General features: G+C 70.7%; 17 protein-coding genes. 14 read left to right on the forward strand and 3 right to left on the reverse strand.

Annotated features, from left to right (window positions below; all coding sequences use genetic code 11):
• The first annotated feature begins 70 nt into the window (after positions 1-70).
• The gene (locus AC1MGR_RS10690; RefSeq protein WP_480234575.1) at positions 71-1,444 is read left to right on the forward strand and encodes a glycosyltransferase family 87 protein; all 1,374 of its coding nucleotides are present in this window, start codon (positions 71-73) and stop codon (positions 1,442-1,444) included.
• A gap of 577 nt (positions 1,445-2,021) precedes the next feature.
• Here AC1MGR_RS10690 and AC1MGR_RS10695 read toward each other — a convergent pair.
• On the reverse strand, positions 2,022-5,804 hold the full coding sequence (locus AC1MGR_RS10695) for a heparin lyase I family protein (RefSeq protein WP_480234576.1): 3,783 nt from the start codon (positions 5,802-5,804) through the stop codon (positions 2,022-2,024).
• A gap of 435 nt (positions 5,805-6,239) precedes the next feature.
• Here AC1MGR_RS10695 and AC1MGR_RS10700 point away from each other — a divergent pair, with 435 nt between their 5' ends.
• The 10 genes from AC1MGR_RS10700 to AC1MGR_RS10745 all read left to right on the forward strand — a co-directional run bounded on the left by AC1MGR_RS10700 (position 6,240) and on the right by AC1MGR_RS10745 (position 18,422).
• Positions 6,240-7,070, forward strand: coding sequence for a formate/nitrite transporter family protein (locus tag AC1MGR_RS10700; protein ID WP_480234577.1), 831 nt, complete (start codon positions 6,240-6,242; stop codon positions 7,068-7,070).
• Positions 7,071-7,132: 62 nt separating this feature from the next.
• Positions 7,133-8,872, forward strand: coding sequence for a bifunctional protein-serine/threonine kinase/phosphatase (locus AC1MGR_RS10705; protein WP_480234578.1), 1,740 nt, complete (start codon positions 7,133-7,135; stop codon positions 8,870-8,872).
• A gap of 232 nt (positions 8,873-9,104) precedes the next feature.
• Positions 9,105-9,848, forward strand: a complete 744-nt coding sequence (locus tag AC1MGR_RS10710; RefSeq protein WP_108038241.1) for a (Fe-S)-binding protein — start codon at positions 9,105-9,107, stop codon at positions 9,846-9,848.
• Positions 9,845-11,512 carry a lactate utilization protein B gene (locus AC1MGR_RS10715; RefSeq protein ID WP_480234579.1) on the forward strand — a complete coding sequence of 556 codons (1,668 nt, stop codon included), beginning with the start codon at positions 9,845-9,847 and terminating at the stop codon, positions 11,510-11,512. The genes AC1MGR_RS10710 and AC1MGR_RS10715 overlap by 4 nt, the downstream gene beginning before the upstream one ends.
• Positions 11,509-12,102, forward strand: coding sequence for a LutC/YkgG family protein (locus AC1MGR_RS10720; protein ID WP_480234580.1), 594 nt, complete (start codon positions 11,509-11,511; stop codon positions 12,100-12,102). Before AC1MGR_RS10715 ends, AC1MGR_RS10720 begins: the two co-directional genes overlap by 4 nt.
• A gap of 97 nt (positions 12,103-12,199) precedes the next feature.
• Positions 12,200-13,060, forward strand: coding sequence for a transglutaminase-like domain-containing protein (locus tag AC1MGR_RS10725; RefSeq protein ID WP_108038320.1), 861 nt, complete (start codon positions 12,200-12,202; stop codon positions 13,058-13,060).
• Positions 13,061-13,190: 130 nt separating this feature from the next.
• Positions 13,191-14,588, forward strand: a complete 1,398-nt coding sequence (locus AC1MGR_RS10730) for an ethanolamine ammonia-lyase subunit EutB (protein ID WP_480234581.1) — start codon at positions 13,191-13,193, stop codon at positions 14,586-14,588.
• On the forward strand, positions 14,585-15,400 hold the full coding sequence (gene eutC / locus AC1MGR_RS10735; RefSeq protein ID WP_108038247.1) for an ethanolamine ammonia-lyase subunit EutC: 816 nt from the start codon (positions 14,585-14,587) through the stop codon (positions 15,398-15,400). The genes AC1MGR_RS10730 and eutC overlap by 4 nt, the downstream gene beginning before the upstream one ends.
• 342 nt (positions 15,401-15,742) lie before the next feature.
• Positions 15,743-17,473, forward strand: a complete 1,731-nt coding sequence (gene ilvD, locus AC1MGR_RS10740) for a dihydroxy-acid dehydratase (RefSeq protein ID WP_480234582.1) — start codon at positions 15,743-15,745, stop codon at positions 17,471-17,473.
• Entirely contained in the window at positions 17,460-18,422 is a 963-nt protein-coding gene (locus tag AC1MGR_RS10745) for a tetratricopeptide repeat protein (RefSeq protein ID WP_480234583.1), read from the forward strand. Before ilvD ends, AC1MGR_RS10745 begins: the two co-directional genes overlap by 14 nt.
• A gap of 28 nt (positions 18,423-18,450) precedes the next feature.
• Here the strand turns inward: AC1MGR_RS10745 and AC1MGR_RS10750 are convergent, their stop codons facing one another.
• Positions 18,451-19,080, reverse strand: coding sequence for a glutathione S-transferase family protein (locus AC1MGR_RS10750; RefSeq protein WP_108038253.1), 630 nt, complete (start codon positions 19,078-19,080; stop codon positions 18,451-18,453).
• Positions 19,081-19,144: 64 nt separating this feature from the next.
• A complete protein-coding gene (xth, locus tag AC1MGR_RS10755) occupies positions 19,145-19,939 on the reverse strand; it encodes an exodeoxyribonuclease III (RefSeq protein WP_108038255.1) in 795 nt (264 codons plus the stop codon).
• A 98-nt stretch (positions 19,940-20,037) separates the two neighbouring features.
• Here xth and AC1MGR_RS10760 point away from each other — a divergent pair, with 98 nt between their 5' ends.
• From AC1MGR_RS10760 to glpX, 3 genes are all read left to right on the forward strand, one after another.
• Positions 20,038-20,742, forward strand: coding sequence for a ceramidase domain-containing protein (locus tag AC1MGR_RS10760; protein ID WP_480234772.1), 705 nt, complete (start codon positions 20,038-20,040; stop codon positions 20,740-20,742).
• A gap of 182 nt (positions 20,743-20,924) precedes the next feature.
• A complete protein-coding gene (locus AC1MGR_RS10765) occupies positions 20,925-22,247 on the forward strand; it encodes a homoserine dehydrogenase (protein ID WP_480234584.1) in 1,323 nt (440 codons plus the stop codon).
• A 133-nt stretch (positions 22,248-22,380) separates the two neighbouring features.
• Positions 22,381-23,367 carry a class II fructose-bisphosphatase gene (glpX, locus tag AC1MGR_RS10770; protein WP_108038262.1) on the forward strand — a complete coding sequence of 329 codons (987 nt, stop codon included), beginning with the start codon at positions 22,381-22,383 and terminating at the stop codon, positions 23,365-23,367.
• The last annotated feature ends 328 nt before the right edge of the window (positions 23,368-23,695 follow it).

Below are 23,695 nucleotides of genomic sequence, written 5' to 3' on the forward strand. Positions count from 1 at the left end.
TCCGGCCTTACTGCCCCGGGTGGAGACGGGTGGCCCATCCCCTGGAGCGTTCCTGGCGCGTGTGATCGGAATGACCAAGACGGAACGGGACGAGACGGGACTGGGCGGAACGGAACGAAGCGGGACAGGACGCAACGGAACGAGACCGGACGGAGCGGCACCTCCGGCCCGCAAGGCCCGGGGCGCGGCGTTCGCCGCCCTGCTGGGCTCCGATGCACGCCTCCTCGCCTTCGCCCGGCGCGCCGCCTGGATCCTCGTGCCCCTGACCCTCGCGGTCGTCGCCCTGCTCTACGGCACCGGCCCCGAGCCGCGGCGGAACTGGCTGGGCGACGGGCTCGGCGTGGATTTCAGCCAGATCTGGGTCGCGGGCCGGGCCGCGCTGGAGGGCCGCGCCGGCGAGCCCTACGACCTGCCGGTGCACCTTGCGAACCTGGCGGCCGCGTTCGGGCCGGAGTGCCGCTTCGCCTGGCACTACCCGCCGGTGTTCCTGCTGCCGGCCGCCGCCCTGGCGGCATGGGAGCCGCAACCCGCCTTCTGGCTCTGGACCGCGCTGTCCCTCGGCGTGTTCGCCCTGGCGATGGCGATCGCGGCCGGGCGCCGCGACGGCGCCTGGATCGCGCTCGCGCATCCGCTCGTCCTCTGCACGCTGGTCTACGGCCAGAACGCCCTGTTCACCGCCGGGCTGCTGACGCTGGGCGCGACCCTGGTGGACCGGCGCCCGCGCCTCGCCGGGCTGTGCTTCGGGCTGCTCTGCTACAAGCCGCACTTCGCGGTGCTGGCGCCGCTCCTGCTCCTCGCCACGGGCCGCCGGGCCTGCCTGGGGGCCTGCCTGTCCACCATGCTCGCCCTCTGCGCCGCCTCCCTGGCGGCGTTCGGCCCCGCGGCCTGGATCGGCTTCTTCGAGACCCTCGGCGCCACGAACCGGATCATCCTGCGGGATGCCGGCGCGGGCCTCGACCTCAATGTCAGCGCCTTCGGCGCGGTGCGGCTCGCGGGCGGCACGATGGCCGCCGCCTGGGCCGTCCAGGGCCTCGTCGCCCTGGCGGCGCTGGCGCTCGCCCTGCAGAGCTGGCGCGGGCCGACGCCCGAGGTCCTGCGCGCCGCCGCCCTCCTGGCCGCGGTGCCGCTGCTCTCGCCCTACGTGCCGGTCTACGACCTCGCCCCCCTGGTCCCCGCGACCCTGTTCCTCGTCCTGGCGGCCCGGGACGCCGGCGGCCTGCGCTGGCCGGAGCGGGCGCTCCTGTGCGCGACGCCCCTGTTCGCCCTGCCGCGGGTGGTCGCCGACCTGACGGGCGTGCCCCTCGGGCTCGGGCTGGCCCTGGCCGTCTTCGCCTGCGTCGCCCTCCGAGTGCTCCGCCCCGGCGCCGACCCGACGCGCCCCGGTCCCTCCACGGACCCGCGGCCGGGGACGGCAGAGCGCCTGGCGTGCGCGCGGGGCGCGTGAGACCGGACCGGCCCATGACGGCGGCCCCAGGCCGCACGGCCTGCCCCTCGCCCTGCCGGTGGCCGGCGGGATCGTCCCGGTTTTCAGGGTCGGGATGGCGGGCCCGGCTCGGGGTACGCCGGGCCGGGACCGTCCGGGACGCGGCGAACAGGGACGTGTCCCCCTTGCGCCTCGCCCGACGTTGCCGGGCGCTCGCCGGGAGACCCTCGAGGTATCGTCCCGGCGCTCGCCGGGAGACCGGCAAATCCATGACGGGTGGGTTCCGCGGGCCGATCCGGGACCCGGATATCCGTCGCCGCCGGACGCGGGCCGCCGCTGTCCGGGCACCGGCCCATGTATCGCGTGCCTAAGGGGGCCGCGAGCGAACCCGTTGCCAGCCTAGACGCAGCGCAGCGCCCGCCGGCATGGCCGGGGGGCATGCCGCCCCCCGCGGATCGCCGGCGGAAGGCCTGGCGCCGCGTCCGGTCCCTGCGCGCCATACGCCTTCGCCCTCGGCGCGCCGGGCGCCGAGGGCAGGAGGGAGGCGGGGGGCCTTCGGCCCGCGCCGGCCCGGGAGGGCGAGCCCGGGGCGAGCGCCTCAGACGATGTGGAAGTCGTTCATCACGAGCTGGTCCTTGTGGATCCCCAGCAGCGTCACGGTGTCGTGGCTGATGGTGGTCAGCACCACGTCGCTGCCCACGTCCCGCGCCGACCAGATCGGGTTGTCGTGCAGGAAGGCCCCGGCATCGAACTGCAGGACATCGTGGAGCGAGCCCGTGCCGGCGTTGAAGCCCGAGATCGTATCGTGGCCGAACCCGCCCTTGAAGACGAAGGTGTCCGCGCCGGCACTGGTGAAGTGGTCGTCCAGCGGGGAGGACCCGACCGTCACGCCCCGCGCCAGGACCGTCACGTCATGGCCGCCGTCGCGATGCACCGCATCGGTGTAGAGCGTGCGCCCGGCGGCGTCGAAGGCCGTGCTCAGGGAGGCGTGCGTCGCGTCCTGCGGCGTGAAGTCGAACACCATCTTGGCGATCGCGGCGCCCGCCGCATACTTGACGATCTGCTCGTCGAGCACGCCGCCGACGTAGTTCTGCGTGATGGTCGAGCCGTCCGCGCCGGTCTTGAGCGTCGAGACAAGGTGTCCGTCGGCGTCGGTCCGCTCGATCGCCACGAGCTTCCCGGCCGCATCGTAGGACGAATGGGTGGCCGTGTAGGCGAGGCCCTTGATGCCGTACTCGAACACCTCCTTGCCGATGGCGTCGCCCGGGGCATGGGTGATCGTCTGCGACTTGACCGCCGTGCCGTCATAGACCGTCGCGACCGCCGACTTGTCCGCCTGGACGTCGTTGACCGAGGTGACGTGGCCGGCAGCGTCGACCGTCACCGTCTTCATGCTGCCGTCGGTGCCGGCGACGGTGGTCGAGGCCAGGACACCCTTGGCGTCGAAGAAGCGCATCGTCGTGGTGCCGTCCACGTCGCGCACCGCCTGATAGTCCAGGCTGCCATCGGCGTGGCTGCGGGTCGAGAGCACGAGGTTTCCGGCCTTGTCGTAGCCCTGGTAGGTCTCGACGTAGCTCTTCCCGGTGAACCCGTACTGGTGGACCTCGCGGGCATAGACTGCGTCGGCCGCGTTGTGGACGAGCACCTCCTTGGTGAGGCTCCCATCCTTGTAGGAGCGCGTCACCACGTCCTTCAGGGTGCCGGCGGCATCGTAGGACGAGACGGTCTGGTTGTCGGGCGTGCCGCTCTTCACTTCGAAGCTGTAGCCGTCGCCCTTGAGCGCCTTGAGGGCGGCGCCGTAGCGCTCGACATACTGGGCCACGCGCCCGGCCGGCACGGTGAGGACGTTGCCGTCGGTGAGCCAGACGCCGGCCAGCCCGGCGGTGGCACCGATCGTCCCGATCTGCTTCACGAACTCCGCGGCGGTCATGACGTAGGCGGCGACCGAGTCGGAGTTCTGGCTCATGAGGCCGGCCTCGGTGAGCGTCGAGGCGCTGAGCTTGTGCGAACCGGCCCCGAGCCCGGTCGTCTTGAAGCTGTAGGTGCCGTTGGCCGCCGCCGTCGTCGTGCCGATCAGCTGGCCGTTGTCGTAGATCATCACGGCCGAGCCCGCGAGGGCCTCGCCCTTGAGCACCGCCACCAGCGCCCCGCCCACCATCTGGGTCTCCGCCGTCGGCGCCGGACCCATCACGGGGCCGACGCCCGCATGGGCGCCGCTGCCCTGCACCAGGGCGAGCGTCGGCGCCGGCTCGCTGCCGAGGCCGAGGGCCGGGGCGAACTTGGAGTCGACCCACTGCTCGGCGACGTATTCGAGCTTCGTCTGCTTGCCCGAGGCGTCGTACCAGCGGTGGATGCTACCGTAGGTCTTTCCGGAGATGTTGAAGTCCCAGGTCTCCTTCGCGCCGTCGGCGTGGGTGATGACCTCACGGGTCTGCACGCCGGCGACGTAGGTCTTCACGTCGGTCGACTTGTCGGCCAGCACGATCCTCTCGGAAGAGACCTGATGATTGGCGTCGAAGGTGCGGCTGCGCGTCGAGCCGTCCGTGGCCAGCCAGGTGATGGTGTCGAACGAGCCGTCCGCCCGGGTCTTGAACTCGGTCAGGAGCTGGTTGGTGGCCGAGTAGCTCTGGTGCAGGGTGACGTAGGACTGCCCAGCGATGTTGTAGATAAAGGTCTCCTTCATGACCTGGCTGCCGGCGGCATGGGTCACGAACTCGCTCGTCAGCACACCGTTGGTGAAGACCTGCGTGTCGGTCGACTTGTCGGCATAGGTGGTGGTCTTGTTCGTCACATCGCCGGCGGTGCTGTAGTTGGTCGCGACCGTGACGCCATCGCTTCCGGCGAAATTCGTGGATTTGAGCTTGCCGGCGGCGTCGTAGACCTTGGTCAGCGTTCCGCTGGCATCGACCTTCGACCAGTAGTCCGGCGTGCCGTCCGCGTGGCTGCGGGTCGTGAGCACGGCGTTGCCGGCCTTGTCGTAGGCCTGATAGATGGTGGTGTAGCTCTTGCCGGTGATGCCGTACTGGTAGACTTCGCGCGCGTAGGTGGCCGCGTCGGTCGCATCGACGAAGGTTTCGCGGACCAGAACTCCGTCCTTGGTCAAGGCCGTGTAGGTGTTGAGCAGCGTGCCGCCGGCGTCGTAGCGGGACAGGGTCCGGTTGTCGGCCGTGCCGCTCCAGAACTGGAACTGATAGCCGCCGTCGATCTTGGCGAGCACGTCCTTATCGAGGGCGTTCATGCTCTGCATCTGCGCGAGCGAGGACACCGTGAAGACGTGCTTGTCCGTCAGGTAGACGGCTGCGACGCTCGACTTCGCCGCAATCAGGTCGATGCGCGCGAGGATCTCAGCGGAACTGCCGATTTCGACGACCGTTTCGGCCGACACCTTGCTCAGGCGACCGGTGGCGTCGGTGGCCGTTGCGGTGAAGACGTTGGTACCGGCCGTGACACCCGACACCGTGATGGCATAGTGGCCGTCGGCGCCGCTGACGCCCTGCCCGACGAGATGAGAACCGTCGTAGATCTTCACGATCGCGCCGGCCGGCGCGCTGCCCTTGAAGCTGGCGATCACGGCCCCGTCCTTGCCGACCGTGCCGCTGGAAAAAGTCAGCGTCGGCGCCGCGGCCGCCGCGACGTAGGCCGCGCCCGCCTTGGGGATCTCGACCATGTCGCCGATGTTGATCTGCAGGTCGGAATAGGTGGCGGCGACCGTCTCCGCGGCGGGCGAGCGGTAGATGCCCTCCTTCCAGTAGACGCCCTTGGTGTCGGCGTAGCCCATCGGGCCGGTGTAGTCGGCGATCACCGCGCCGTCGCGCACGACCACGAGCCGGCCCGCGCCGGTGGGGTCGAACACTGCCTTGATGTCGATGTCGTAGGTGTGGCCGCGCTGGATGTTCTGAGTGTCGACGTAGACCGCCTTCTCGACGATCGTCCCGCCGGCATCGCGATAGCGCACCATCACGGACATCTTCTCGCCGATCATGTTGATCGACATGCCGGGAGGCGCCCCGGCCTGGCCGTCGGAGGCGTCCTGGATCAACTGGCCGAAAGCGAGCCATCCGGTGGCGGTGTTCGCCGCGCCGGGCTCGAGGGTGAACTTGTAGGAGATCTCGGCCGGGACGCCCTGCTTGATCAGCTCGACACTGGAAACTTCCGAACGCTCGGATTTCGTGAACTTGTCGTACCAGTTGTTGTCGCCCGCGCGGACCTCGAAGCGCAGCGTGTTGTTGTCCGGCGACGTCAGCGCGTAGGAGGCGTTGGTGTCATACGTGTACCCCGAGCCAGCGTTGAGCACGCTGTAGACGTCGTTGCCGAGCCCCATCATGTAATAGATCGGGCTGCCTGCCTTCCAATCCTTCGCGTCGACAATGACCGCGCCCATGCCGTCCTCGCACCGTGACCTGAATTGACCTGATGCGAGCGTTGTATCGTCCAAGTTAATACATTCTATTCCTCTCAGTGGCGCAAATCTTGTGTTTGGTTTGAAATTTCATTTACCTTTCCAAGGCGTATCAAAACTTGCCTGGCGCCCGCGATTCCGATCCGCCCCGGCTGCTTCACACCCTGAACCGCCGTCGCGGGCCGACCGTGGTAGGGGCGTTCCCGAGGCCCGCCAGGGCCGGCCTGCCCGGGAGAGGTCGCGCAGGATCGCCCGCGGACGGGTACGGGATTTGCTTGACCATCCGGGACGGCTGACGGGCGCAAGGCGCGCACGTCCCGCGCTGCAGGCCGCGCAATGAGGCGTGGCCGGGGGGAGGGGCGACGCCCGGCCCGTCCGGCGAGCTCTGCGGAAGCCCGAACAGGAAAAGGACCCCCAATGGCCTATCTCGCCCCTGCTGAGTTCGTCACCAAGATGGTGGATGCAGGCGAATCCAAGATCTTCATGTCGACCCGCGACACCATCATCCGCGCCTACATGGCCGGTGCGATCCTGGCCCTCGCGGCGGTCTTCGCGGTCAGCATCACGCAGCAGACCGGCATTCCCATCCTCGGCGCCGCCCTGTTCCCGGTCGGCTTCTGCATGCTCTACCTGCTGGGCTTCGACCTGCTCACGGGGGTGCTCGCGCCCCTCGCGCTCCTGGACCGGAGGCCCGGCGTGACCTGGGCCGGCGTGCTGCGCAACTGGGGCCTCGTCTTCCTCGGCAACTTCCTCGGCGCGCTCACCGTGGCCGTCATGATGGGCTTCGTGTTCACGTTCGGCTTCACCGCGCCGGCCGACAAGGTCGGGGAATTCATCGCCCATATCGGCGAGCGGCGCACCGTCGGCTACGCCGCGCACGGCGTCGGCGGCTGGTTCACGATCTTCATCCGCGGCATGCTCTGCAACTGGATGGCCTCCACCGGCGTCGTCGGCGCGATGATCTCCACCACGGTCAGCGGCAAGGTGATCGCCATGTGGATGCCGATCATGGTGTTCTTCTACATGACCTTCGAGCATTCGGTGGTGAACATGTTCCTGTTCCCCTTCGGCCTGCTCATGGGCGGCCAGTTCTCGATCGGCGACTACTTCTTCTGGAACGAGATCCCGACCGTCCTCGGCAACCTCGTCGGCGGCCTCGCCTTCACGGGCCTGACTCTCTACACCACCCACGTCCGCACCGCCCCGAAGCGGACCGTCGCCCAGGCGGAGCGCCGCCTCGCGGCCTGAGCGCCGGCTCGGCGGTCGGGCCGCGCGCCGCACGGCGCCGGGCGCGACCGCCGGGATCTGCCATGCCTTCCACCCTGACCCTCTCCCTCGGCCAGTCCAGCACGCGCGGGCGCAAGGAGACCAACCAGGATTTCCACGGCGCCCGCGTCCCCGAGGGCGCCGCGCTGGTCCTCCGGGGCTGCGCCATCGCCATCGCGGACGGCATCGGCAGCAGCCCCGTCAGCCACGTCGCGAGCGAGACGGCGGTCCGCAGCTTCCTGTCCGATTACTACGACACCCCCGAGACCTGGTCGGTGAAGACGGCGGCCAGCCGGGTCGTCGCCGCGACGAATTCGTGGCTCTTCGCCGAGACCCGGCGCAACCGCCACCGGCAGGATCCCGAAGGGGCCCGCGAGCGCGGCTACGTCACTACCTTCAGCGCCCTCGTCCTGCGGTCGCGCACCGCCCACATCTTCCACGTGGGCGACGCGCGCATCGCCCGCGTGGCGCAGCGCTCGCTCGAGGTGCTGACCGAGGACCACCGCGTCGTCCTCTCCGCCGACGAGACCTATCTCGGCCGCGCGCTCGGTGCCGCCGCGCATGTGGAGATCGACCACCACGCGGTCGCGATCGAGGGCGGCGACATCTTCGTCCTGACGACGGATGGCGTGCACGAGCACGTGCGGCCGGAGGCGATCGTCGCCGAGATCGCGGCGCATGGCGGCGATCTCGACCGGGCGGCCGAGGCGATCGTCCGCCGCGCCTACGACAACGGCAGCGACGACAATCTCACGGTGCAGATCGTCCGCGTCGAGGCGGTGCCCGACGGCGCGCTGGAGGAGCTCTCGGGCCGGATCGACGCGGTGCCGCCGGCGCCGCTCCTCCAGCCGCCGACCACGTTCGACGGCTACCGCGTGCTGCGCACCCTGCATGCGAGCCACCGCAGCCACGTCTACCTGGCAATGGACGAGGAGAGCGGGCGCACGGTCGCCCTCAAGGTGCCCTCGACGGAGTTGCAGGGCGATCCGGCCGGCCTGCAGCGGCTGATGATGGAGGAGTGGATCGCCCGGCGCATCGACAGTCCGCACGTGCTGGGCGCTCCGCCCCAGACGCGGCGGCGCAGCCACCTCTACACGGTCATGGACTACGTCGAGGGCCGGACGCTGGCCCAGTGGCTGAGCGACACCCCGGAGCCGGACCTCGAGGATGTCCGACGCCTCGTCGAGCAGGTCGCGGCCGGCCTGCGCGCCTTCCACCGGCGCGAGATGGTCCACCGGGACCTGCGCCCCCACAACATCCTGGTCGACGGCGCCGGCACCGTCCGGATCATCGATTTCGGCTCCACCCGGATCGGCGGGCTCGCGGAGGACGATCCGACCGCCGACGACGCGGTGCTGGGCACCGTGCAGTACACCGCGCCGGAATGCCTCGCGGGACGCCCCGCCACGCCGCAATCGGACATCTTCGCGCTGGGGGTGATCGCCTATCAGATGCTCACCGGACGCCTGCCCTACGGCGCGCGCGCGGCCCAGGCCTTCAGCGAAGCCCGTGCCCGCCGCCTGCACTACATCTCCCTCGCCGCGGCCCGCCCGGGCCTGCCGGCCTACGTCGACGCGGCCCTGCGCAAGGCGGTGCATCCCAATCCGGCCCAGCGCTACGAGGTCCTCTCGGCACTCCTCCACGACCTGCGCCATCCCAACCCGTCGCTGCCCGGCCTCCGACGGGCGGCGCTCCTGGAACGCGATCCGGTGCTGTTCTGGAAGCTGGTCTCGCTGGTCCTGGCGGTGGCCGTGGTCTGCCTGGCTGCGCGGCTGGCCGTCTGAGGCGGCGCGGCGACGGGACAGGGCAACCGCCGGACATGAGAAACTGCCAGAGAGGAGAGACCGCCGGGCCTGGGCAAGGCCGGCGTGTCCCTTCGGCCGGCAACTTGCCCCCGCTGCCCAGGCGAAACCGGTTTCCCCTTTCCGGCCCGATGCTCTAAACCCGGCCCCAGAGTAGAACATTTCCAAAGGCGGCCGGCGGGGTGTCCCGGTGGGCGCGGGACCAGGGAACGCCATGCGCATCGGACTGTTCGTGCCGTGCTACGTCGACGCCTTCGAGCCGGAGGTGGGGGTCGCCACGCTGGAGCTGCTGGAGCGCTTCGGGCTCGACGTGGACTACCCCTTCGACCAGACCTGCTGCGGCCAGCCGATGACCAACACCGGCTGCCACGCGGAAGCCGCCGCCACCGAGGCGCTGTTCGTCAAGAACTTCGCCCCGTACGACTACGTCGTGGCCCCGTCCGGCTCCTGCGTGCACCAGGTGCGCGAGCACCTCACGGCGATCCCGCAGACGGACGCGGTCAAGGCCGTGCGCGCCAAGACCTTCGAGCTGGTCGAGTTCCTGCACGACATCCTCAAGGTCGAGGACTTCCCCTGGGCGGAGTTCCCCCACCGGGTCGGCTACCACGGCAATTGCAACGCGCTCCGGGGCATCCACCATGCCCGCCCGTCCGAGCTGAACGCGCCGTTCTTCTCGAAGCCCCTCGACCTCCTGAAGAAGGTAAAGGGCATCGAGATCGTGGCCCCCGCCCGGCCCGACGAGTGCTGCGGCTTCGGCGGCACCTTCTCGGTGTTCGAGCCCGCCGTCTCGGCCAAGATGGGCTACGACAAGGTCGCCGACCACGCCCAGGCGGGAGCCGAGTACGTCGTCTCGGCCGATTCCTCCTGCATGATGCACCAGAAGGGCTGCGCCGACCGGATCGGCGTGCCGCTCAAGTTCATCCACATCGCCCGCATCCTCAATGGAGCGACCGCATGAGCGCCTCCGACGATCTCCGTCCTCGGGATGAGGCGCGCCGCGACGGCGTGATCCATCCCGAGGTTCTGGCCGGGAACGACGAGAGCGAGCGGTCCCCGGACGGCCGGCGCCTGCAGCACGCGGAGGGCGCCTCGCGGCCGATCTCGGCGGGCGCCATCTCCCAAAAGGCGCCCCGGGAGCCGCAGCCGCGCGGCGCCAAGATCCGCGGCGACCGGCCCATCGATCAGGCCGAGGCCGCCGAGCGCTTCCTCGCCGCGCCGATGCACCAGAAGGCGCACGACGCCCGGCTCTGGGACCTGCGCACCAAGCGCGACACCGCCGCCTTCGGCATCCCCGAATGGGAGGAGCTGCGCGAGCTCGCCTCCCAGATCAAGACGCACACTTTGGCCAACCTCGACCGCTACCTCGAGCAGTTCGAGGCCGAGGCCAAGGCCAACGGCGTCCAGGTGCACTGGGCCGCCGACGGGGCCGAGCATAACCGCATCGTCCACGGCATCCTCAAGGATCACGGCGCGACGTCGCTGATCAAGTCGAAGTCGATGCTCACCGAGGAATGCGGCTTCCGGCACTACATGGCCGGCACCGGCATCGCGGTGATCGAGACCGACCTCGGCGAGCGCATCCAGCAGCTCGACAACGAGGAGCCGAGCCACGTGGTGGTGCCGGCCGTGCACAAGACCCGCTTCGACGTGGCCGAGGTCTTCTCCCGCACCATGGGGACCGACCCGGAGAACGACGACGCCCACTACCTCGCCGAGAGCCAGCGCATGCACACGCGCCCGCTCATCCTGGAGGCGGATGCGGGGCTGACCGGCTGCAACTTCGCCATCGCCGAGACCGGCACGGTGGTGACCTGCACCAACGAGGGCAATGCCGACCTGTCGGGCAACGTGCCCAAGCTCCAGATCCACTCCATCGGCATCGAGAAGCTGATCCCGCGCATCGAGCATCTCGGCGTCTTCCTGCGCCTGCTCTCGCGCTCGGCGCTGGGCTCGCCGATCACCCAGTACACCTCGCATTTCCGGGCACCGCGGGCGGGCACCGAGATGCATTACGTGCTGGTGGACAACGGCCGCTCCGAGCGCCTCGGCATGGAGGAGTTCTGGACCTCGCTGAAGTGCATCCGCTGCGGCGCCTGCATGAACACCTGCCCGGTCTACCGGCGTTCGGGGGGCCTTTCCTACGGCGCCACCTATTCGGGCCCGATCGGGCTGATCATCGACCCGACCTTCAACAAGCGGAAATACTCGACCCTGCCGTTCTCCTCGACGATGAACGGCTCCTGCACCAACGTCTGCCCGGTGAAGATCAACATCCACGAGCAGATCTTCGCCTGGCGCAAGGTCCTGGCCGAGGAGCACCAGATCCCGCTCCTGAAGCAGGGCATGATGAAGGCCGCCGGCCAGGTGCTGAGCCGCCCCGCCACCTACCGGGCCGCCATCGGCGCCGCCGATTCCGCCCTGAAGGTGCTGCCGCGCTTCGCCGTCTACAATCCGCTCAACACCTGGGGGAAGGGCCGCGAGATGCCCGAGGCCCCGCGCCAGACCTTCCACGCCTGGTACAAGCAGAACCGCATGGCCAAGGCGGGTACCAAGAACGCCGGCGACACGACCAAGGCCGGAGAATCCACGAAGGCCGGCGACACCGCGAAGGGTGCGAAATGAGCGTCCGCGAAGCCACCCTGGCGCGCATCCGCCAGAACCGCCCGGCCGGCGCGTACCCGCTGCCGGAGGTGCCGCTCTTCGCGCCGCTGGTGGGCGACGACCGCGTGGCCGAGTTCGGCGAGCGCCTGAAGCGCATGGGCGGACGCCTCGCCGAGGCGCCGCCCGCGGGGGATCTCTTCGCCAGCGTGCGCGAGCGCCTGGACGGCGCCAAGGTCGTCGCCTCCGCGGTGCCGGAGATCGCGGGCAACCGCGATCTCGGCGCCGTCGCCCGGCCGCAGGACCTCGCCGACGTCGACGTCGCCATCGTCCGGGCGGTGTTCGGCGTCGCCGAGACCGGCTCCGTGCTGTTCACCCAGACCGAATTGCAGGTGAACGCCGTCGCCTACCTCGCCCAGCACCTCGTGGTGCTGCTCGACCCGGCCGACATCCTTGTGAACATCCAGGCGGCCTACCGCCGCCCGGACTTCGCCCACGCCGCCTACGCCGTGCTGCACACCGGCCCCTCGGCCACCGCCGACATCGAGGGCGTGCTGATCCACGGCGCGCAGGGCGTGCGCTCGCTCACCGTGATCCTGGCACCGCGGGGGTAATCCGACCCGCGGTGCGGCGTCGTCCTGACGGGCGCGATCCTTGCTACCCTGGTTCCTGCTAGGGTGACGACTCGAACCTGCCAGCAAGGAGCGGATGGTGCGCTATCAACTGGGCTGCAATTTATCCTACAATATCCTCTCGGACACGACGTTCATCTTCAACCTGGAAGTCGCGCGCCTGCGCAGCGTCGAGATCCTCAGCGAAAGCCTGGTCCTGTCGCCCAATCTGAAGCGCGACATCTACATCACGCCCGACCTCCAGAACCGGTATCTCGGCGTCAACGTGCCGGTCGGGCAGTTCTCGCTGGAATACAACGCCGAGGTCGAGCTCACCGTGCATCGGGCCGACCCGGCGACGATCAACGAGACGCCGATCGCGCAGCTGCCCCTCGACATCCTGCCCTTCCTGCTGCCGAGCCGCTTCGTCTCCTCCGACCGCCTCACGCCCTTCGCGCTCGCCGAGTTCGGCGCCCTGCCGAAGGGCCACCAGCGCGTCAACGCGATCTGCAACTGGATCCACGACCACCTGACCTACCAGCCCGGCACCAGCGACGGCGAGACCACCGCCGACGAGAGCCTGCTGAAGCGGGCCGGCGTCTGCCGCGACTTCGCCCATATCGGCACCGCCTTCTGCCGGGCGCTCGGCATCCCGGCCCGCTTCGTCAGCTGCTACGCCCACGGCCTCGTGCCGAGCGATTTCCACGCGGTGTTCGAGGCCTATCTCGACGGGCGCTGGTGGCTGTTCGACGCCACGCGCCAGGCCGACCTCGACGGACTCGTGCGCATCGGCGTCGGCCGGGACGCCGCCGAGATCGCCTTCTCGACGCCCTGGGGCAACATGCAGCCCGTCAACCAGCAGATCCGGATCACCCGGTCGGACGGGCAGGGCAGCCCGGCCCAGCGCACCGTCGACGCGATCTCCACCGAGGAGCCGGCCCCGCACGCGGGCGCGGCCTGAGGGGCCGGGACGGCTGCGCCGACGCCGAACCGGGCTTGCGGGACCGGGCTTGCCGAACCGGGCTTGCCGAACCGGGCTTGCCGAACCGGGCCGGGGCGCGATGTGGACAGTTCACGGAGGGCATCGCGCCATGGCCTATCGTCATACCGTCGGTCCGCGGACCCACGTCTTCGCCGACCTCGCGACCCTGATGGCGAAGGCGACTCCGGTGCGCTCGGGCGACCGCCTCGCCGGCATCGCGGCCGACTCCGCCGAGGAGGAGGTCGCGGCCCGGTGGTGCCTCGCCGAGGTGCCCCTGAGCGAGATCCTGGCCCGGCCCCTGATCGCCTACGAGGCCGACGACGTCACGCGCCTCATCCTCGACACCCACGATGCGGCGGCCTTCGCCGAGATCGCCCATCTCACCGTCGGCGATTTTCGCGAGTTCCTGCTCACCGCCCCGTCGGAGACCCTGGCCCGCATCGCGCCGGGCATCACGCCCGAGATCGCCGCGGCGGTCTCCAAGATCATGCGCAACCAGGACCTGATCCTGGTGGCGCGCAAGTGCCGGGTGGTCACGCGCTTCCGCAACACCATCGGGTTGCCGGGCCGCCTCGCCGTGCGGCTGCAGCCCAACCATCCCACCGACGATGCCGCCGGCATCACCGCCTCGATCCTCGACGGCCTGTCCTACGGCTGCGGCGACGCCGTGATCGGCCTCAACCCGGCCTCGGATTCCGTCTCGACCCTGAGCGGCCTGCTCCACCTCTTCGACGACCTGATCCGGCGCCTGGAGATCCCGACGCAGGGCTGCATCCTCACCCACGTCACCACGACGATCGCGGCGATGAACCGGGGCCTGCCCGTCGACCTGGCGTTCCAGTCGATCGCCGGCACGCAGGGGGCCAATGCCAGCTTCGGCGTCACCCTGCCGATCCTCCGGGAGGCGCACGAGGCGGCGCTGGCCCTCAAGCGCGGCACGGTGGGCGACAACTGCATGTATTTCGAGACCGGGCAGGGCTCGGCCCTCTCGGCAGGCCAGCACCACGGCATCGACCAGCAGACCCTGGAGGCCCGGGCCTACGCGGTGGCGCGGCCGTTCCGGCCGCTGCTCGTCAACACCGTGGTGGGCTTCATCGGGCCGGAATACCTCTACGACGGCAAGGAGATCATCCGGGCCGGACTGGAGGACCATTTCTGCGGCAAGCTCATGGGCGTGCCGCTCGGGGTGGACGTCTGCTACACCAACCACGCCGAGGCCGACCAGAATGACATGGACACCCTGATGACCCTGCTGGGGGCGGCGGGCTGCAACTTCATCATGGGCATCCCCGGCGCCGACGACGTGATGCTGAACTACCAGTCCACCTCGTTCCACGATTCCCTCTACCTGCGCGAGGTGCTCGGCCTGAAGCGCGCCCCGGAATTCGAGGCCTGGCTGGAGCGGATCGGGCTCACCGACGCGGAGGGCGCCCTGCTGCCGGAGGGGCCGAGCGCCCGCCTGATCGCCGCAGCGCCGGGTCTCGCCGAAGCCGGTCTCGCCGCATGAGCGCCGACGAGACCCGACCGGACGCCGATCCCTGGGCCCGGCTCGCCCGGCTCACCCCCGCCCGCATCGGCCTCGGCCGGGCCGGCTCCGGCCTGCCGACCCGGGAGGTCCTGCGCTTCGGCCTCGCCCACGCCCAGGCCCGCGACGCCGTGCACACGCCCCTCGACGCCGAGGCGGTGCGCGCCGGCCTCGCCGGCCTCGGCTTCGAGACCCTGACGCTGGCCTCCGCCGCCCCGGACCGGGCGACCTACCTGCGCCGGCCCGATCTCGGCCGCGCCCTCGGAGAGGGGGCCGTCGCCGCGCTCGCGGCCCGCGGCGACGGCCCGGTGGACCTCGCCCTGGTGGTCGCCGACGGCCTCTCGGCCCGGGCGGTGCACGAGGGGGCAGCGGGCTTCCTCGCCGCCTTCAAGCCGCATCTCGACCGGGCCGGCTGGCGGGTGGCGCCCGTGGTGGTTGCGACGCAGGCGCGGGTGGCCCTGGGCGACGGCATCGGCGCGGCGCTGAAGGCCCGGGCCGTGGTGGTGATCATCGGCGAGCGGCCCGGCCTGTCCTCGCCGGACAGCCTCGGCCTCTACCTGACCCTCGACCCGCGGGTGGGGCGCTCGGATGCCGAGCGCAACTGCATCTCGAACGTACGCCCGGCCGGGCTCTCGCACGACCTGGCCGCGTTCAAGCTCGACTGGCTCCTGACCCAGGCCTTCGCCCTCGGGATCTCGGGCGTGAACCTCAAGGACGACAGCGGGCCCGCCCTCGCGGCCGCCCCGGAGCCGACCCTGCTGGGCGACGGATCGGGGCCGCCCCCGGGCGCCTGACGCCTCCGCGCGCGGCCCGGGCACGAAAACCGTCATCGCTTCAGGTTGTTCGGAAGAAATCGCGTCCCAAAGCGTGGCTGTGGCGAGGTCGCAACACCCCGAAAGCATCCCGACTTTGCCTTGGGAGACCCCTTTCGCCGCCGCGATCCCGCCATAAACCGGGACCACCTCAGCAAGCGCGGTAAACGATAGTTCCCCCAACGCTTTACCGCGGAGTTCAGACGCTTTCCGAGAAACGGTCCGGTGGGGCCGCGCGCCGTGGGTCCCCACGGAACGCACCCATCTGTTCGCGGTCGCGCCGAACCCACACATGCGTATCGGGCCGGGGTGGTGAGACGAACGATGGACGCGAGCAAAACCGACAAGTCGAAGCTGCCGAGCCGCCACGTCACGGAGGGGCCGGAGCGCGCTCCCCACCGCTCGTACCTCTATGCCATGGGCCTGACCCGCGAGCAGATTCACCAGCCGCTGGTCGGCGTCGCCTCCTGCTGGAACGAGGCCGCCCCCTGCAACATCTCGCTGATGCGCCAGGCGCAGGCGGTGAAGAAGGGCGTCTCGGCCGCCAACGGCACCCCGCGGGAGTTCTGCACCATCACGGTGACGGACGGCATCGCCATGGGCCATGCCGGCATGCGCGCCTCGCTGCCCTCCCGCGAGGTCATCGCCGACTCGGTCGAGCTCACCATGCGCGGCCATGCCTACGACGCCCTCGTGGGCCTGGCCGGCTGCGACAAGTCCCTGCCCGGCATGATGATGTCGATGGTGCGCCTCAACGTGCCGTCGATCTTCATCTACGGCGGCTCGATCCTGCCCGGCTCGTTCCGCGGCCGTCCCGTGACGGTGCAGGACCTGTTCGAGGCGGTCGGCAAGGTCGCGGTGGGCGACATGTCCCTCGAGGACCTCGACGAGCTGGAGCAGGTCGCCTGCCCGTCGGCCGGCGCCTGCGGCGCGCAGTTCACCGCCAACACCATGGCCACCGTCTCCGAGGCCATCGGCCTCGCGCTGCCCTACTCGGCCGGCGCCCCGGCGCCCTACGAGATCCGCGACAGATTCTGCATGACCGCGGGCGAGAAGGTGATGGAGCTCATCGCCAAGAACATCCGCCCGCGCGACATCGTCACCCGCAAGAGCCTCGAGAACGCGGCGGCCGCCGTTGCGGCGTCGGGCGGCTCCACCAACGCGGCCCTGCACCTGCCGGCCATCGCCCACGAGTGCGGCATCAAGTTCGACCTGTTCGACGTGGCCGAGGTGTTCAAGCGGACGCCCTACATCGCCGACCTGAAGCCGGGCGGACGCTACGTCGCCAAGGACATGTTCGAGGTCGGCGGCATCCCGCTGCTGCTCAAGACGCTCCTCGACCACGGCTTCCTGCACGGCGACTGCATGACGGTCACCGGCCGCACCATGGCGGAGAACATGGAGCGGGTGCACTGGAACCCCGACCAGGACGTGGTCCGCTCCGCCGGCACCCCCCTGACCCCCACGGGCGGCGTCGTCGGCCTGCGCGGCAACCTCGCCCCCGAGGGTGCCATCGTGAAGGTGGCGGGCATGTCGGAGGACAAGCAGGTCTTCACCGGCCCGGCCCGCGTCTTCGACGGCGAGGAGGCCTGCTTCGAGGCCGTCCAGAAGCGCACGTACAAGGAGGGCGAGGTCCTCGTCATCCGCTACGAGGGTCCGAAGGGCGGCCCCGGCATGCGCGAGATGCTCTCCACCACCGCGGCCCTCTACGGCCAGGGCATGGGCGACAAGGTCGCGCTCATCACCGACGGGCGCTTCTCGGGCGCCACCCGCGGCTTCTGCGTCGGCCATGTCGGGCCCGAGGCCGCCGTCGGCGGCCCGATCGGCCTGATCCGCGACGGCGACGTGATCACCCTCGACGCCATCAAGGGCACCCTCGACGTGGCGGTCACGGACGAGGAGTTCGCCCAGCGTCGCGCCGCCTGGAGCCCGCGCACCAACTCGGCCACCTCCGGCTACCTGTGGAAGTACCAGCAGACCGTCGGTCCGGCGGTGAACGGCGCGGTGACCCATCCGGGCGGCGCCGAGGAGACGCACACCTATGCGGATATCTAGGACAGCCCACGGCCGCGCCATGCGGCCGGCGCGGGCCGCCCGGGATCGGCCGCTGGCCCCGAGGGGCCGGCGGCTCGCCGCGGCGGCCGGGCTCGTGCTCCTCGGTGCCCTGCCGGGGACTCTCGGCGCCCTGCCGGGGGTTCTCGGGGCCTTGCCGGGGGCTCTCGGCGCCCTGCCGGCGGCGGCGCTCGACGCCACCGCCCGGACACCGGTGCCCGGCGGCAATTACCGCAGCGCCCGCGAGGCCCTGCGCATGGGCGTGCGCGACTACAATGCCGGCGACAAGGAAGGGGCCGCCCGCGCCCTGGAATACGCCGCCGAGCAGGGCCACGCCCTGGCGCTGTGGAAGCTCGGCCGCATGTATGCCGAGGGCGACGGCGTGCCGCACGACGACCTCAAGGCGTTCGAGTTCTTCTCACGCATCGCCGACGACACCACCGACGAGGGGCCGGACGCCCAGAACTCGGGCGTGGTCGCGAGCGCCTTCACGGCGCTCGGCACCTACTTCCTCGACGGGATCAAGGGCACCTACGTGCGCCCGAATCCCGAGCGCGCCTACGACATGTTCAACTACGCCGCCTCGTATTTCGGTGACCCGAACGCGCAGTACAATCTCGGCCGGCTCTACCTCGACGGGACCGGCGTCGACACCGACGCGCGCCAGGCCGCGCGCTGGTTCAACCTCGCCGCCGAGAAGGGCCATGCCCCGGCCCAGGCCCTGCTCGGCCAGCTCCTCGTCAACGGCCAGGGCGTACCGGCCCAGCGCGCCCGCGGGCTGATGTGGCTCTCCATGGCCCGGGACGCCGCGCAGGGGCGCAAGGACGACTGGATCGTCGCCCTCTACGAGAAGGCCTGGGCCACGGCCAGCGAGGAGGACCGCGCCGCCGCGATGGCGCAGGCCTCCCAGACCACGGCCCAGGTCACCGGATCGGCGCGCCGCCGGCGCTGACGGCCGACGGTCGCACCGGTCCGGTCGATCAGTTCGGGGACGTCCGGGCCGCGAGGGCCGTGACGAAGGACGGGCGTGCCAGGGTGGCGTCGACGTAGCCGGCGAGCTTCGGCCAGCGCTTGGCATCGACGGATTCGCCGGCCAGGTGCAGGTTGTGGAAGCCGGTGGTCACCGAGATGTCCGCCACGCTGAAGGCGTCGCCGACGAGGTAGGGCCCGTCGATCTGCCCCTCGAGGTAATCGTAGATCTTCGGCAGGTCCTCGTTGAGGGCCTTGGCGACGGCGGCTTCGTCGCCGGGCTGCCCGAGCATCTTGGGCTTCACCACCCGGTTGGCGAAGGGGGTGATGATGACGTCGAACATCTCGGTGTCGCCGTACTTGTCGAACCAGATCGCGCGGCCGCGGGCCTTGGCCTCGGTCGGATACAGCGCCGGGCTCGGGAACTTCGCCTCCAGATAGGTCAGGATCGCCGAGGAATCGGCCAGCAGGAAGCCGTCATCGTCGAAGGCGGGGATCTTGCCGAGGGGGCTCGCCGCCTGGAAGGCCGGGTCCTTGGCGTGGAAGAACAGCGGGATATGCTCCGCCTCCCGGCCCTTCTCGGCCAGGGCGACGAGGACTTTGCGGACGTAGGGCGAATAGCCGGTGCCGTAGAGTTTCACGCGGGGGGTTGCTCCATGTTGGGGGATCCAAGGATCCCAACCCCCGGGCGGGCGGATCGTTCGCTCACGCGTCGGTGAGGTCCGCCGTCACGGGCACGTGGTCGGAGGGCTTTTCCAGGCCGCGCAGGTGCTTCTGCACCGAGGCCGCGGTCAGCCGGTCGGCGGCCTGCGGCGAGAGCAGGAGATGGTCGATCCGGATGCCGGCGTTCCGGTTCCAGGCGCCGGCCTGGTAGTCCCAGAAGGTGTAGAGGCCGGGCCGCGGGTCGCAGGCGCGCAGGGCATCGGTGTAGCCCTCGGCGAGGAGGGCCCGGAACGCCGCCCGGCTCCGGGGCAGGAACAGCGCGTCCGCCCGCCAGGCCTCGGGGTCGGCCACGTCCTCCGGTTCGGGGATGACGTTGTAGTCGCCGGCCAGCACCACCGCCTCCTCGGTCTCGCGCAGGGCCCGGGCGTGGACGCGCAGGCGCTCCAGGAAGCCGAGCTTGTAGGGGTATTTCGGGCTGTCGACCGGGTTGCCGTTGGGCAGGTAGATCGAGGCGACGCGCACGGGGCGCACATCCGCCCCGGAGATCAGCGCCTCGAGGTAGCGGGCCTGCTCGTCGGTGTCGTCGCCGGGCAGGCCGCGGCGGATCTCGGACATCGCCAGGGGCGCGCGCACCAGCAGGGCGACGCCGTTATAGGCCTTCTGCCCGAGGGTCTCGACGGCGTAGCCCGCCGCCTCGATCTCCGCCCGTGGAAAGCCCTCGTCCTGGCATTTCAGCTCCTGCAGGCAGACCACGTCGGGCTTGGCCTCGTCGAGGAAGCCGACGAGGTGCCCCACGCGCTGCTTGATCGAATTGACGTTCCAGGTGGCGATCCGCATGGGCAGGGAAACTCTGGGAGCTGGGGCGCGTGGGTGTCCGTCATCGGGCCTTCGTCGCGGGCTGGCAAGGCGTGACGCGCGACAACGGAGAGGTCCGGATGGACGGGGACTGGCTGACGCCCATCTGCGCCTATTGCGAGCGCGGCGATCCCGGCTTCTGGGCGGAGCCGGTCAACGCCCTGTCGAACGGCGCCTTCCTGGTCGCCGCGGCCCTGGCGGCGGCGCGCGTGCGCCGGGCCGGGACGGGCGACACGCCGGCCCTCCTGCTCAGCGCCCTGGTGGCGGTGGTGGGTGTCGGCTCGTTCCTGTTCCATACCCTGGCGGTGCGCTGGTCGCTGCTCGCCGACGTCATCCCGATCGCGCTCTTCATCTACGCCTACTTCCTCCTGGCGATGCGGCGCTACTTCGGCCTCGGCCTCGGGGCAGCCCTGGCCGCCACCCTGGCCTTCGCCGCCGCCAATGTCGGCCTCGAGCCCGCCCTCGACGGGCTCACGGGCCGGTCGATGGACGCGCTCACCAACGGCTCGATCGGCTACGCCCCCGCGATCCTGGCGCTGGCGGGCGTCGCCGCCGGCCTGCTGGCGTCGCGAAGGGATCCCGGCGATCCCGCCCGGCGCCAGGCCGGGCTCGGCCTGCTGGGCATCGCCGCGCTGTTCGCCGTCTCGCTCGCCCTCCGCACCCTCGACCGGGCGGTCTGCCCGGTCTGGCCGCTCGGCACCCACGCCCTCTGGCACCTCCTCAATGCCGGGGTGCTCTACGGGCTCATCGCCGTCGCGGTCCGCGACCGTCGGCACCGATCGTAACGCCGCGGCCCTGCGACGGCCGGCCGTTTTGTTGCGCCCCCCGGCAAATCGTTGCAGAAGATCGGGCCGCGTCGAGCGCGGCATTCGCCTCCGCCGATCGACGCCGGTCCCGCACCGCCGCGGGACGCGGCAGGTCCCGGATGCGGCAGGCCTCCTGCGCGACAGAGTGACGGAACACACCCATGACACAGAGCCTTCGCCTCGGCGTTGCCGGCCTCGGCACCGTCGGCGCCGCCGTCGTCCGGATGGTCGCCCGCCGGGCCGAGGCCCTCGGCCAGACCAGCGGACAGACGATTCGCGTCACCGCCGTCTCTTCGCGTGACCGCAGCCGCGACCGCGGCCTCGACATCGCCGGCGTGACCTGGTTCGACGATCCCGTCGCCCTGGCGGCCTCCGGGGAGGTCGATTGCGTGGTCGAGCTCATCGGCGGCGCCGAGGGCCCGGCCCGGCAGACGGTGGAGGCGGCCCTGGCCGCCGGCAAGCACGTGGTCACCGCCAACAAGGCCCTGCTCGCCAAGCACGGCGCGGCGCTCGCCCGGCAGGCCGAGGCGGCGGGTGTGGCCCTGGCCTACGAGGCCTCCGTCGCGGGCGGCATCCCGGTGATCAAGGCCCTGCGGGAGGGCCTGACCGGCAACGCCGTGTCGCGCGTCTATGGAATCATGAACGGTACCTGCAACTACATCCTGACCCGGATGGAGCGCGAGGGCCTGACCTTCGAGGCCTGTCTCAAGGACGCCCAGGCCCTCGGCTATGCCGAGGCCGACCCGACCTTCGACGTCGAGGGCTTCGACACCGCCCACAAGCTCGCGATCCTGACGAGCCTCGCCTTCGGCACCGAGGTCGACGCCGAGGGCGTCTCCGTCGAGGGCATCTCGGCGATCCAGCCCCTCGACCTGAAGATGGCCGAGGAACTCGGCTACCGGATCAAGCTCCTCGGCGTCGCCCAGGCCGCCGCCGGGGGCATCGAGCAGCGGGTCCATCCGACCATGGTGCCGAAATCCTCCGCCATCGCGCAGGTGATGGGCGTGACCAACGCGGTCACCATCGACGCGGACGCGGTGGGCGAGCTCACCCTGATCGGCCCCGGTGCCGGCGGCGAGGCCACCGCCTCGGCCGTGGTCTCCGACATCACCGACATCGCCGCCGGCACCCGCCGTCCGACCTTCGGACGCCCCGCGGCCGCCCTCAGCCCGTCCCAGCGCGTCGCCATGCAGCGGCACGAGGGCGGCTACTACATCCGCCTCACCGTGCACGACCGCCCCGGCGTCGCCGCGGGCGTCGCCACCCGCATGGCCGAGCGCGACATCTCCATCGAGAGCATCCTGCAGCGCCGCTCCGAGAGCGCGGCCTCGCAGGACCCGCATGGTCGCTCGGGCCAGCCGGTGCCCCTGGTGCTGATCACCTACGCGGCCACCGAGGGCACGATCCGCGACGCCCTCGACGCCATCGCGGCCGACGGCCTGCTCGCCGAGGCCCCCCAGCTGATCCGGATCGAGCGCGAATAGCGCCCGTCCGTCCAGCAGCGTACAATCTGGGGATGAACGAAGAAAACTGCGCGCAATGCTCGAAACTTAATGCCAGACGCGCATTTTAGTTCATAAGGAGCGCCCGAGAGAGGCGCAGGGGCGCGAGGCTCACATGTCTGGTGGCAATTTGGATTCGCGCGCGACGGTGGCCCGCTCCCTGACGCTGGAGCTGGCGCGGGTCACGGAGCGCGCCGCCATCGCCGCCGCCCGCCTGCGCGGACAGGGGCGCGAGAAGGAGGCCGACCAGGCCGCCGTCGACGCGATGCGCCTCGAGCTCAACCTGCTGCCCATCGACGGCACCGTGGTGATCGGGGAGGGCGAGCGCGACAACGCCCCGATGCTCTATATCGGCGAGCGCCTGGGCACCGGCGACGGCCCCAAGGTCGACATTGCCGTCGATCCCCTCGAGGGCACCACCCTCTGCGCCAAGGACATGCCCGGCGCCATCGCGGTGACGGCCCTGGCGGAGGCCGGCTCCCTGCTGGCCGCCCCCGACGTCTACATGCAGAAGATCGCCATCGGCCCCGGCTACCCGGCCGGCCTCGTCGACCTCGATGCCAGCCCGGCCGACAACATCGGGGCGCTCGCCCGGCACAAGGGCGTCGACCCGGCCCAGATCACCGCGATCATCCTCGACCGGCCCCGCCACATGCAGCTCGTCGCCGCCGTGCGGGCGACGGGGGCGGGCATCCGCCTGATCTCGGACGGCGACATCGCGGGCATCATCCACACCGCCAACGCCGACGCCACCGGGGCGGACATCTATCTCGGCATCGGCGCGGCCCCCGAGGGCGTCATCGCCGCCGGCGTGCTCCGCTGCATCGGCGGGCACATGCAGGGACGCCTGATCCTCGACAGCCACGACAAGCGCGAGCGCGCCGCCCGGATGGGCATCAGCGATCCGAACCGGAAATACGAGCTGCACGACATGGCCCGGGGCGACGTCATTGTCGCCGCCACCGGCGTCACCGACGGCGCCCTGCTGAAGGGCGTCCGCTTCCGGCCCGGCCTGATCGAGACCGAGACCGTGGTCTACCGCTCGGCCACCGGCACGGTCCGGCGCATGCTCTGCGAGCACCGCCTCCTCGGCGACGCCTGAGCCGGGCACGTCCGGGGCCGGATCGGCCGGGGGGTGCGCGTCGAGCGTGGCCCTGCAGATCTCCGCATGGTCGTCGGAGGATCGATGCCGTTCTGGTGCACCCGACATCCACATCCGCTAGCATCTCCGCGTTCGGGAACCATCGCTCTCGGGGCATGCTGCCAAGCACCCGGGACGCCACTGCTCTGCACCGAGGATGTTCGGGTCTACGCGCGACGCATGACGGATCGATCATGCCTGCGGACGAGCGAAACGCAGCGCCTGCGCGCGCGAATACTGGATCTCTCGAACCCGTGATGGAACCAAATAGAAGATCGCTAAAAGGAAT

The sequence above is a fragment of the Methylobacterium sp. BI1 genome, assembly GCF_056680125.1.

Excerpts from the sequence above, each read along its gene's own strand:
- xth (WP_108038255.1), bottom strand. The coding sequence starts at position 19,939 with ATGCGGATCGCCACCTGGAACGTCAATTCGATCAAGCAGCGCGTGGGG.
- eutC (WP_108038247.1), top strand. The coding sequence starts at position 14,585 with ATGAGCGCCGACGAGACCCGACCGGACGCCGATCCCTGGGCCCGGCTC.
- AC1MGR_RS10705 (WP_480234578.1), top strand. The coding sequence starts at position 7,133 with ATGCCTTCCACCCTGACCCTCTCCCTCGGCCAGTCCAGCACGCGCGGG.
- AC1MGR_RS10760 (WP_480234772.1), top strand. The coding sequence starts at position 20,038 with ATGGACGGGGACTGGCTGACGCCCATCTGCGCCTATTGCGAGCGCGGC.
- AC1MGR_RS10730 (WP_480234581.1), top strand. The coding sequence starts at position 13,191 with ATGGCCTATCGTCATACCGTCGGTCCGCGGACCCACGTCTTCGCCGAC.
- AC1MGR_RS10765 (WP_480234584.1), top strand. The coding sequence starts at position 20,925 with ATGACACAGAGCCTTCGCCTCGGCGTTGCCGGCCTCGGCACCGTCGGC.
- AC1MGR_RS10700 (WP_480234577.1), top strand. The coding sequence starts at position 6,240 with ATGGCCTATCTCGCCCCTGCTGAGTTCGTCACCAAGATGGTGGATGCA.
- glpX (WP_108038262.1), top strand. The coding sequence starts at position 22,381 with ATGTCTGGTGGCAATTTGGATTCGCGCGCGACGGTGGCCCGCTCCCTG.
- AC1MGR_RS10690 (WP_480234575.1), top strand. The coding sequence starts at position 71 with ATGACCAAGACGGAACGGGACGAGACGGGACTGGGCGGAACGGAACGA.
- AC1MGR_RS10720 (WP_480234580.1), top strand. The coding sequence starts at position 11,509 with ATGAGCGTCCGCGAAGCCACCCTGGCGCGCATCCGCCAGAACCGCCCG.
- AC1MGR_RS10710 (WP_108038241.1), top strand. The coding sequence starts at position 9,105 with ATGCGCATCGGACTGTTCGTGCCGTGCTACGTCGACGCCTTCGAGCCG.
- AC1MGR_RS10695 (WP_480234576.1), bottom strand. The coding sequence starts at position 5,804 with ATGGGCGCGGTCATTGTCGACGCGAAGGATTGGAAGGCAGGCAGCCCG.
- AC1MGR_RS10745 (WP_480234583.1), top strand. The coding sequence starts at position 17,460 with ATGCGGATATCTAGGACAGCCCACGGCCGCGCCATGCGGCCGGCGCGG.
- AC1MGR_RS10715 (WP_480234579.1), top strand. The coding sequence starts at position 9,845 with ATGAGCGCCTCCGACGATCTCCGTCCTCGGGATGAGGCGCGCCGCGAC.
- ilvD (WP_480234582.1), top strand. The coding sequence starts at position 15,743 with ATGGACGCGAGCAAAACCGACAAGTCGAAGCTGCCGAGCCGCCACGTC.